The 11565-nt window shown below is 64.8% G+C and carries 3 protein-coding genes; all 3 read right to left on the bottom strand.

Going from position 1 to position 11565, the window contains the following annotated elements; genetic code table 11:
• Positions 1-57: 57 nt before the first annotated feature.
• Genes FJV43_RS31305 through FJV43_RS31295 form a run of 3 tightly spaced genes read right to left on the bottom strand, consistent with a single transcriptional unit; the run spans position 58 to position 11557 of the window.
• Positions 58-9807 carry a non-ribosomal peptide synthetase gene (locus FJV43_RS31305; protein WP_239622867.1) on the bottom strand — a complete coding sequence of 3250 codons (9750 nt, stop codon included), beginning with the start codon at positions 9805-9807 and terminating at the stop codon, positions 58-60.
• Positions 9808-9864: 57 nt separating this feature from the next.
• On the bottom strand, positions 9865-10833 hold the full coding sequence (locus FJV43_RS31300) for a TauD/TfdA family dioxygenase (RefSeq protein ID WP_239622866.1): 969 nt from the start codon (positions 10831-10833) through the stop codon (positions 9865-9867).
• Positions 10802-11557, bottom strand: coding sequence for an alpha/beta fold hydrolase (locus tag FJV43_RS31295; protein WP_239622865.1), 756 nt, complete (start codon positions 11555-11557; stop codon positions 10802-10804). The genes FJV43_RS31300 and FJV43_RS31295 overlap by 32 nt, the downstream gene beginning before the upstream one ends.
• Between the last annotated feature and the right edge of the window lie 8 nt (positions 11558-11565).

Genomic DNA, 11565 nt, shown 5'->3' with positions numbered 1-11565 from the left:
TCCTCATCTGGGCCGGATCCATCTCTCGCAAACTCGGCTTTGCCGTGTCGGCCATGCTCACTGCTCCACTCCAACCAGTTCCCGGAGCTCTTCGGCATCGAATTCCTGTTCGATCAGCCTGATCGACACGACACGCGCAAACGATGCCAGATCGGGATGAGCGAACAGATCCGAGACCGCGATCGATATGCCGATCTCTTGCGAGACGCGGCTGAGCACCCGCACTGCGAGCAAGGAATGCCCGCCAAGCTCGAAGAAGTGATCGTTACGTCCGATCCGGTCGACATCGAGCAACTCCGCCCAGATCCTGGCCAGCGCGAGCTCGATCTCATCCTCGGGCTCTTCATAGGAGTGGCGCGTCAGCGCATCCTCGCCCCGCGCGGGCAGCGCCCGTCGATCGATCTTCCCATTCGGGGTGAGCGGCAGTTGCTCCAGCACCGTGACCGTCGACGGCACCATGTAATCCGGCAGAATGGCGGACAGTGCATCACGTAAATCGCGACCATCGAGCGTGGGTTCACCGCTGGCATAGGCAAACAACTGGCGTCCGGTCCTGCCCTCGCCGGCCACCACGGCCGCCGCACGCACGCCGCGCTGCTCGAGCAGGCGCGCCTCGATTTCCCCGAGCTCGATGCGGAAGCCGCGGATCTTCACCTGCTGGTCGGCACGGCCGACATAGTCGATCACGCCATCGTCGCGCCAGCGCGCGAGATCGCCGGTGCGATAGAGGCGCATGCCGCTATCCCCGAACGGATCGGGGACGAACCGCTCTGCGGTCAATGCACCCCGGTTCAGATAGCCGCGAGCCAGGCCCGCCCCGCCAATGAACAGCTCGCCGGTCACGCCAACGGGAACGATGTTGAGGTCGGAATCGAGAATATGCGCCGATCTCACGCCGACTGGCCGTCCGATCGGTGCGGACTGGCCAGGCTTCAACGTCGTGTCGTCGACGATCCATGCGGTCGGGGCGATCACCGTCTCGGTCGGACCATAGGCGTTGACCAGAAGGTCGACATCGGCAGCACCACGCAAGGCCTTGATCCCGATATCCGACCAGGCCTCGCCGCCGACGATGCAGGCCCTGATCGCGAGCTTTCGCCCCTCCTGCCGCAACGCCGCGCTCAATTGATCCGCATAGGCCGGCGGAAGAAAGATCGAGGTCACCGCATGGCGCGCGATCTCGCTGACGAGGTCGTCGACCAAGAGGCCGGGCTTCGAGGGCAGGACCAGCGACCCGCCCGTCATCAGCGGCACCAGCCAGCGCTCGTGGGCGATATCGAAACTGATCGACGCCGTCTGGAACTCTCGGTCGCGGGAGGTCATGCGATACAGCCGACCGATCGCTTCGCAATGCATCGCAAGCGATCCGCGCGCGACAGCTACCCCCTTCGGCATTCCGGTCGATCCCGAGGTGTAGATGACATAGGCCAGGCTCTCGGGATGGACTTCGACGTCGAGATTGCCGCTGTCGCCGTCAATGGATGGCGATGGCCCATCAATGCAGAGCACTTCGACCCCGGCTTCGCGCAGCACCGGCGCGAGCGGCTCCAGCAGCATGCCTTGTGTCAGAACCAACGTCGTGCCGCTGTCACGCAACATGTAGGCAAGCCGGTCGGACGGATAGTCCGGATCGAGCGGCAAGTAAGCGACGCCGGCCTTCAGAATCGCGAGCAGCGCAACGATCATGTCCGGGCTTCGGGTCAGTGCAATGCCGACCAGCCGATCCGGACCGAGGCTCCAGAGGCGAAGCCGCCGCGCAAGCGCGTTGGCACGCCCGTTCAACTCGCCATAGGCGATGCGCTGGTCGCCCCAGACGATGGCGACGGCGGACGGCGCTTGCGCGGCTTGCACTTCGATATGCGTCACGACGTCGGCACAGTAAGATGCCGCGGTTAGCTGCGCTGCGCCGCTCCAATCGAGGATTCGTCGAGCGTCTTCATCAGACGCCGACCGGAGGTCACCGAGCACGCGCTCCGCGTTCGCCACGATCCGCACCAGCAGATCTTGCAGAATGTCGCGAAGACGCAGGATATCGGCCTCGTCGAACTGGCGCGCGTCATAATTGAACTCGATATTCAGCCTGTCGCCTACGGCAAACACCGCCACCGCCAGCGCATAGTTCGTCGGCGTCACATGCGCCACACGCCCAATCCGAGGGCCGCCCTCCCCGCCTCGCAGCAGTCCCTCGTCGATCGGATAATTCTCAAACACCAGGATGCTGTCGAACAGCGGCTGCCCGGCATGGCCGGCGAGGCGCTGAACCTCGTAGAGCGGCGTCCAGCCGTGCTCGCGTAGTGCCAGATTCTGTTCCTGCAAGGCGCGCAGCCAATCGCCGACGATCGCCTCTGGGTTCGGCGCATCGACGATGGGCAGCGTATTGATGAAGAGGCCCACCATCTCCTCCGAGCCGGGCAATTCGGCCGGACGACCCGAGATGGTCACACCGAGGCAGACAGCGGGCTGCCCCGAATGTCTGCGCAATAACTGTGCCCACGCGCCCTGTATGAGCGTATTGAGCGTCACCCGTTCGCGCTTTGCGAACGACTTCAGCCGTTCGGTCAGTGCCGCATCCACGGCAAGGCCGATGCTGGCGTGGCCTTCGGCGCCGGACGTCTTGGTGGCCACCAGCGCATTCGCGAGTAGCGTCGGCGTTCCGAGCCCCGCCAGCACCTCGCGCCAGAATCTCTCGGAGCTTTCGTGATCGCGGCTCCTTTGCCATGCAATGTAGTCACGATAGCTGCCCTGCTCGGCCGGCAGCGGTTCACCGCTCGCCTGCTGCAACACCTCCGCAATCAGCCGGGCCGAGCCCCAACCGTCGACGAAGATGTGATGATGGGTCCAGATCAGCCAGTGACGGTTTTCGTCGAGCCGTATCAGGCGAATGCGCTGGAGCGGCGGCTGCAGAATGTCAAAGCCCTTCTCCCGCTCGTGTCGGGATATCTCGGCGAGCGCGGCATCCAGCTCCGCAGGTGGGGTGTCGCGCCAGTCCTCCTCGACGAATGGCACGGTCACATGGCGATGCACCACCTGCTGCGACGCGCCTGACAGGTTCTGCCAGACAAACCCGGTCCGCAAGGCGGCATGCCGGTCGCTGGCCGCCTGCCACGCAGCCCGCAGCTTGCTGGCATCGACACCGAACAGCTCGAGCCCGACCTGGTTCACATAGGAATCAGTGGGACCGTCACGCAGCGTATGGAACAACATGCCCTGCTGCATGGGCGAGAGCGGATAGATGTCCTCGACACCGCGAAGATCCAAGGTCGTGGCTAGCCGATCGAGGTCAGCCTGTGCGAGTCCGGACAATGGAACATCCGATGGCGTGAGGCCGACTGCTCCGTTGCAGCAGTGCGCGATCAATTCGCGCAACGCATCTCGATATTGCGCCGACAGGCGCTCGATCCTGGCGTGCCGGTAGCGCTTGCGTCCGTAGCTGAAAGACACTTCCAGCCGGCCCTCGCGCACGAGAGCGTTGATGTTGAGCCATCCGCGCATAGGCGCCGCGGCGCTGCGCGAAGGACCCGCGCTCTCAGGTGCGAAGGAGAAGCGACGTGTGGCGCCAACACTCGCGTCGAAGCGGCCCAGATAGTTGAAGACGATCTGCGGCTCCGCCAGTTGCGCGAGAGCATGACGTTGCTGCTCGGAACCGAGATAGCGCAGCACGCCATGACCGAGCCCGCGATTTGGAATCGCGCGCAGCCTCTCCTTTACCTCCATGATCAGTGAGGCCTCGTCGAAGCCTGCATCTCTCAGTCGGACCGGAAATGCCGTCGTGAACCAGCCGACGGTACGGGATATATCCGCGCCCGGAAAAATATCCTCGCGGCCGTGGCCTTCGAGCTCCACCACCACCTCGTCGTGCTGGCTCCAGCGCGACACCGCTCGCGCGAGACCGGCCAGCAGCAGGTCGTTGACCTGGGTCCGATAGGCGGCAGGCGCCTGTTCGAGCAGCCGCGCCGTCAACTCGGCATCGAACACCAATGATACTTCGCCGGCATCGCCGACGCGATCGATGCCGCCATGGTCGTCGTCACATGGCAAGCGCGCACCGGCACCGCAATCCAGCCAATAGGGCAGTTCGGCCGCGACCTCCGCGGTCGCCGCATAGGCACGCAGCCGCTCGCTCCACGAGCCGTAAGACTCGCTCTTCGGGGGCAGCGTGACGGGACCGCCATGCTGCAGCTGGTCATAGGCCGACGCCAGGTCTTCGAGCAGGATGCGCCAGGACACGCCATCGACGACGAGGTGATGAATCACAAGCAGCAGTCGTTGGCTGCCGTCCGCAAGGTTCATGCCGACCGCGCGCAGCAGCGGTCCCGAAGACAGCGAGAGGCTCTCCTGCGCGGCGCGGGCAAGCCCGACGATCTCCGTCGGGTCGCCGACGTGTGGGTGACTCCACAATAGTTCGGAGGACGCCGGCGGCGGCCCCTGCTCCGCCCGCCAGACGCCATCCACCTGCCTGAACCGCAGACGCAACGCATCGTGATGCTCTACGATGGCAGCGAGCGCACGCCGCAGCGTCTCCCAATCGATCTGCATGTGTGGCAGCAGCAGAACCGCCTGATTCCAGTGATCCCGGTTGCCGATATCCTCGTCGAAGAAACGCATCTGGATCGGCATCAGGTGACGCATGCCGGGATCGGCATTGCCGCCAGCAGACGGCTTCGTGTCCGGCTTCTCCTTCTTCGCGCGCGTCCCGGTCGATATGACGGCGACGGTCGCCAATCCGGCAACCGTCTGCTGGCTGAATATCTGCTTCGGCGTCAGCCGGATGCCGCGCTTGCGCAGGCGGGCGATGATCTGCAGGCTGAGGATGGAATCGCCACCGAGCTCGAAGAAATTGTCATTGCGGCCCACACGCTCGCGACCGAGCACCTCGCACCATACCGCCGCGATCGCGACTTCAGTATCTCCCGCGGGTGCGGCATAGCCGGCGTACACCCCGTCTTCCGCCGGTTCGGGCAAGGTGCGACGATCGACCTTTCCATTGGGCGTCAGCGGCAATCGCGCCAGCATGACGACGTGTGACGGCACCATATAGTCCGGCACGATCGCAAGTAGCTGTTGCTTGATCGTATCGGCCTGCGGACTGGCATCGCGCGATGGTACACAATATGCAACCAGCTCCTGCCGATCGGCATTCGCCCCGATCGCGCGCGGGAGCACTACCGCATCGTCGATGCCCGGCAGTGTCTTGATGACGCGCCCGATCTCTCCGAGCTCGATACGATAGCCACGCAACTTGATCTGATCATCGGTGCGGCCCAGGAATATCAGCCGGCCCGCTTCATCGCAGCGGACACGGTCCCCGGTTCGATAGAGGCGCTCGCCTGCTGCCCCGAACGGATCCGGGACGAAACGTTCCGCAGTCAGACCGGCCGCGCCGCGATAGCCGCGCGCCAAGCCGGCGCCGCCGATATGGAGTTCGCCGGTAACGCCGATCGGCACTTCGTTCAGCGCGTCATCCAGGACATGGGCGCTCAGATTGGCAAGTGGCAAACCGATTGGAACCGGGTTGCTCTCGCGCTCGGCCGCGCATTCATGCGTTACCGCACCGACGGTCGTTTCCGTAGGCCCGTAGTGATTGAGAATCCGGCATTGCGGGCGCAAGCGATGGACTTCGTCCAGCAGCGCCCGGTCGCAAGACTCTCCGCCAAGGATGAGCGCCTCGCGGGGCAGAAGATCGGCCGACCGCGAGGCCTTCAACAGCCCTCGCAGATGGCTCGGCACGATCTTGAGAATGTCGACCTCGCCTTCGCGCATCGCTTGCGCGAAGGCATCCGCGTCGAACACGGCGTCTGGAGACAGCAGATGCAGCGTCCCGCCGGACGCCAGCGCGCCGAACAGGACGGTGTGGCCGAGATCGGCCGCCACCGTCGACACCATCGCCATGTTCGCTGATGGACGCGGCTCCAGGCGTAGCAGCAGGGCCTGAACGTAGTTGGCCAAGGCGCCGTGCGAGATGCTGACGCCCTTCGGCGCGCCGGTCGATCCCGATGTATAAATGACGTAGGCGGTCTGCTCCGGATGAATGATCGTGTCGACCGGCAGGCTCGGGATCTCCCCGCGCGCGGCTTCGGCTTCAGCATCGAGCACCAGGCAATCGAGCCCACGCGCATCCCCGAGCTTCTCACCCGCCGCCAGCAAGATCTCGATGCCGCCGTCCGCCAGGATGCGGCGGACGCGCTCCATCGGCCATTTCGGGTCCAACGGGACGTAAGCGCCGCCGGCCTTGACCACACCGAGCAAGGTGACGACAAAAACCGGCGAGCGCTCGATCCACAGCGCGACCGGCGTCTCCCGCGCCAAGCCCCTGGCGCTGAGCACCTGCGCGATACGGTTCGACCTGCGCTCGAGTTCCGCAAAGCTCAATCGCTCCCGGCCGCATTGGATGGCCGTGGCGGTCGATCGATCTGCGGTCGCCGCACGGTGAAGGCTGATGACATCGGTGAAGCCGAATGCGGCGGTCTCACTTGGAACGGCCTGCCGGTGCCCATCGTCAATGGCAAAGTCCGATATCCGCCGCTCGGCATTGTCGGCAATCTGGCGTAGGTTCGAACCGAACTGCGCCGCCAGCCGCCCGATGGTCGGACGATCGAACAGATCGGTGGCGTAGTTGAACGTCACCTTCATGCCGCCGCCGGCGCTATCGATGACGTCGAGCGCGAGATCGAAATGCGAACCTGCGAGATCGATGATGTCGATTTCGGCAGTGAGCCCTTCGATGCCGGCAAACCCGCCCGGCGCAGTCATGTAGTTGAACTTTGCCTGGAACAGCGGATTGTGGCCCCCGCTGCGTTCCGGCCTGAGGGCTTCAACCAGCATTTCGAAAGGAAGGTCCTGGTGCGATAGCGCCTCGACCACCGATTCCTTGACCTGCTGCAGCACGCTCGGGAAGGTCGCATCGGCTGCAATCTCAGCCCGCAGCACCAGCGTATTGACGAAACATCCGATCAAGCCCTCGAGCTGCGTGTGCCGGCGTCCTGCGATCGGCACACCGACGCGCAGATCACTCTGTCCAGTGTAGCGATGGAGCAGCACCTGATATGCGCCGAGCAGTAGCATGAAGACGCTGACGTGCTGCTTGACAGCGATCTCCCGGAGTCGGGACGCAAGCGCGTCGTCGATGATAAGACCGATCGTCTCGCCGGCATGGCTCTGGATGGCCGGGCGCGGCCGATCATGCGGTAACGCCAAAACGGGATGAAAATCGCCGAGCTTCGCGCGCCAATACGCGAGCTGCCGCTCGGCCTCGCCTGCCGAGAGCCAGTTTCGCTGCCAAGCCGCAAAGTCGGCGTATTGAATTGCCGGAATCGGCGGCGCGCCTCCGCCATGACCAATACCGCTGCGATAGAGCGCGGCCAGTTCGTCGAGCAGCACGTCGAGCGACCTGCCGTCGACGATGATATGATGGGCGAGCAGCAGCAGCTCGTGCGCATCGTCCGCGAGCCGAAGCAACACCGCGCGCAACAGCGGACCGTTCACGAGATCGAACGGCTTGGCGAGCTCGGATCGCTTGAGGCTCTCCGCGCGCTCGGCGCGTTCCCCTACAGAATGGGAACGAAGATCCTCGTCCCGGATGCCGATGCTCATGACATCGTGGATGAGCTGCGTTCCGCGGCCGTCGCTGGCTCTGAACGTGGTGCGCAATATCTCGTGACGGCGGACGATCTCGCCGAGCGCGCGCGACAGGACGGCATGATCGAGCCGCCCCTTCAGACGGATTGTACTTGCGACGGTGTAGGCGGTCCCGGCCGGGTCCATGTTCCAGAGGAACCAGAGCCGCTCCTGCGCGTGCGACAGCATCGCACGATCGGCCGCGGCGGCCCACGGGATCGGCGGCAACGTCCGGCCGGCACCAGCGCCCGCCAGGGCATCGATCCGGCCGGCGAAGGCCGCGAGCGTCGGCGCGTCGAAGAAGGTGCGCAGCTCGACCTCCACGCTTAGGCGATCGCGGATCGCCGCGGCAACCTGGCCGGCTGCGATCGAATTTCCGCCGAGCACGAAGAAATCGTCCTCGCGATGCATTGCCGCGACGCCAAGCGCATCGCACCAGATCGAGGCGACGGTGCGTTCGGTATCGGTCGTGGGCTTCGTCAAGGATGCGCCGCCACGGCGACGCCCCCTCTCGAACACCATGAAGCTGTCGAGCGCATTGTCGGCGAGGCGGGCGGCGCAGGCCGAGCGTTGCAGCTTGCCGCTCGTGGTCAGCGGCATCGCTTGCGGGTTCAGCAGAGCGATCACGGCCGGATATTCCTGCGCCTGCCGGAGGACCGCTTCGCCGATCGCATGTGCGAGCGCTTCCGGATCGCTGAGCCTGAGCACGGCGCGGCTGAACTCCGCCGCCACGCCGATGGCTTCACGCCCGTCCATTTCGACCGGAAAGACGGCAACCCGCCCGCTACGGACAGTCTCGACGTCGGCTTCGATCGCCTGCTCGACGTCCGTCGGATAGACGTTCTGTCCCCGAACGATCAGCAGGTCCTTGAGGCGCCCGGCCACGACCAGCGCGCCATCACGAATGAAGCCGATATCGCCGGTCCGCAGCCAGCGCGCGTCATCCCGCTCGACGAAGGCCTGGTGCGTGGCCTCGGGGTTGTTCCAGTAACCGAGCGCGACGCTGGGACCCGCGACCCAGATCTCACCCACCTCATTCGCCTCGGCCACCGCCGATCCGTCGACACGCATGATGCGAGTGTCGTGGCCTGCGGCGGTTCGACCGCACGCTACGAGATCGGTGCCTGTGCTGGCGCTGGCGATACGACCTGCGGCGAGTTCCGCGGTGTCGAGCGTATAGCTGACGGTGTCAGCGGTGATGTCGCCGGCCGTGACCAGCAGCGTCGCTTCGGCGAGGCCATAGCAAGCGGTCAACGCCCGTCGATTGAAGCCAGCCCGCGCAAACCGGTCACCGAACTTCTCGAGGGTGGTCCGGCGGACAAACTCCGAGCCCGAGAACGCGAACTTCCACCGACTCAAGTCCAGTCGACTGATCGTCTCGTCCGAGATGCGGTCGGCGCAGAGCGAATACGCGAAATCGGGACCGCCGCTCATCGTGCCGCCGTGACGATCGATCGCCTCGAGCCAGCGGCGCGGCCGTTCCAGGAAATTCCGCGGTGACATCAGGACGCCGGTAAAACCCGTGAACAGCGGGTTCAGGAGCCCGCCGATCAATCCCATGTCGTGATAGAGGGGCAGCCAGCTCACAAAAACGTCGTCCGGCGCACCACCGGCAACCGCTTCAATGGCTCGCTCGTTGGCAACCAGATTACCATGGGAAACACAAACCCCCTTTGGCTGCGAGGTCGACCCGGACGTATACTGGAGGAACGCGATCGCATCGGCCGCGGGCCTTGTCTCGCGCCAGTCTGCGGCGAGTTCGGGCGGGATGGTATCTACCGTGACGATGTGCACGTCGCCCAATGCGGGCAGCGTTGCTGCGATGAGATCGTGCAGGGCCGTCTCGCCCAATATGAAGCGCGGCGCCGCATCCCGCAGGATGCCATCGAGACGTCCTGCATAGCGCTCCGGGCCGCCCTCCGGCGGATAGGCCGGAACAGCGATCACGCCCGCATACAGGCAGGCATAGAACGCCACGGCATAGTTGATCCCGCTCGGAAGCAGGATGACCGCCCGCTCGCCTGCACCACCCATCTGCTGCAGCCATGCCGCCAGCGCCCTGATCCGACCATCGAGCGCGGCAAACGTCAGCTCATCGGCGACGTCGTCGCCTTCCAGGAACCGCAACGCCACCTTTTCCGATCGCAAGGTGGCGTGCTCCCGCAAGCGTTCGACGAGGTTGGCTCTGTCCATGTTCTCGAATCCCTGTCCGGCCGCGAGCCGGAAATCACCACCGACGATTGCCGCCGATCACCCCTGCCGATGGGCCTCGGCCATGGCGACAATCACCTTGCGTGGTCCCTTGAATGGCGCGCGCGCATGCGCGGTGAGCATGTTGTCGAGCATCACGACGTCGCCAGCTTGCCAGGGAAAGCTGATCTTGTGCTTCTCAAGAACGGCCCGAACCGATGACAGCGTCTCATCGTCGATGGCCGAACCATCGCCATAGAAGACGTTGCGTGGCAGATCGGCTTCGTCATCGACCACGTCGAGCAGACTCTCGCGGACCTCAGGCTCGAGATTGGAGACGTGGAACAAATGTGCCTGGTTGAACCAGACCCACTCACTCGTGACGGGATGCTGCGCCGTCCCCTGACAGATCTGGCGCGTACGGAGCTCGCCATCCTCCTTCCATTCGCATTCGATGTCGTGGCGAGCGCAGTAAGCCTCCACCTCCGATCTGGAGTCCGTGCCGAACACCTGTTGCCAATCGACGTCGAGGCCGTTGCCGTAGTTCCGCACATACATCACGCCCTTGCCGGCAAACCGTTCGCGAATGGCCGGCGGCATGTCTCGATAGATGGCCCGGCTGTCGGCGATCGGCGTCTCCCCGCCCTCCAGCGCCGGCTGCATGCAATAGAACCAGATCTTCATCGGCCAATCGCGGGTATAGGCCTGCTCGTTGTGCAGCGGAATATGCTGGTGCGGGGGGTATTCCGTGGAGGTGTAGACCCCGGAGGTCACCTGCGAACGCGGCGTCGATCCGAATTCGTATGTGAGCAGCGGGTGACCGAAATCAGCCGCGAAGGCCCGAAACGCATCGGGGCCATCGAGCGAGAAATCGCGGAACACAATGCCGCCAGTTTCGATCAGGTGCCTGTCGATCGTCTCGCGTAGCATGGGAAGTGCTTTGCCGAGCGGCTGCCCGGCCTCACCGGCCTTGAGCAGCAGAGGAAGAGTTCTGCCCTCAATGAGTGGCTGGACGGAGAACGTGCTCATGATCCTCGCTCCGATGCAGATCAATCGATCGCCCCGATCGGCGGGCCAGCGCCGCACCGATCCGCTCGATCAGCTCGGCCTGCTGCGTGTGAATGAAGAAGTGATGGCCGGGCAGCACATCGAGCGTAAATGACGCGGAGGTCTCCCGCCGCCAGGTCTCGAGCGCTTCGCGGCCGGTCTCGTCGTCCGCTCCGGCAAAGACGTGCACGGGGCACGGCAAGGGACGACGCGGTCGATAGACATAGGCCCCGCACATCAGGAAGTCGGCGCGGAGCACCGGCAACGCAGATCGCATCAGCTCTGCATTCGACAGCGCCTCATCGGGCGTGCCCTGAAGATTGCGCAGCTCCTGCATCAGCGCATCGTCGCTCAGCGGCTCGCGCCACCTGCTGCCGTCCCGAACCGCAGGCGCTTCCGCACCCGAGGCGAAGAGAACGGCCGGCGCAGCCGCGCCGCGATCGAGCAGGCCGTGTGCGAGCTCGAATGCGATCACGGCACCGAGGCTGTGCCCGAACAACGCGTAAGGCCCGTCCAGCTGGCCGCCGAGCTCGCCAGCGAGCTTCGCGGCCAATACATGCGGATCGGTAGCCAAAGGCTCATCCATGCGCGCGCCGCGCCCAGGCCACTCCACCGGCCTCACGTCGATCCACGATGGCAGCAGCCTGCGCCACCGCGCGTAGAACATGGCGCTGCCGCCGGAGTAAGGCAGACAAAGAAGCCGCATGGAAGACC

The sequence above is a fragment of the Bradyrhizobium sp. I71 genome, from assembly GCF_022354745.1.
GTDB classification, from domain to species: Bacteria; Pseudomonadota; Alphaproteobacteria; order Rhizobiales; family Xanthobacteraceae; genus Bradyrhizobium; species Bradyrhizobium liaoningense.
This window is presented reverse-complemented; position numbering and strand designations above follow the sequence as displayed.

Coding starts and splice junctions, on each gene's coding strand:
- FJV43_RS31300 (WP_239622866.1), bottom strand. CDS start 10,833: ATGAGCACGTTCTCCGTCCAGCCACTCATTGAGGGCAGAACTCTTCCT.
- FJV43_RS31305 (WP_239622867.1), bottom strand. CDS start 9,807: ATGGACAGAGCCAACCTCGTCGAACGCTTGCGGGAGCACGCCACCTTG.
- FJV43_RS31295 (WP_239622865.1), bottom strand. CDS start 11,557: ATGCGGCTTCTTTGTCTGCCTTACTCCGGCGGCAGCGCCATGTTCTAC.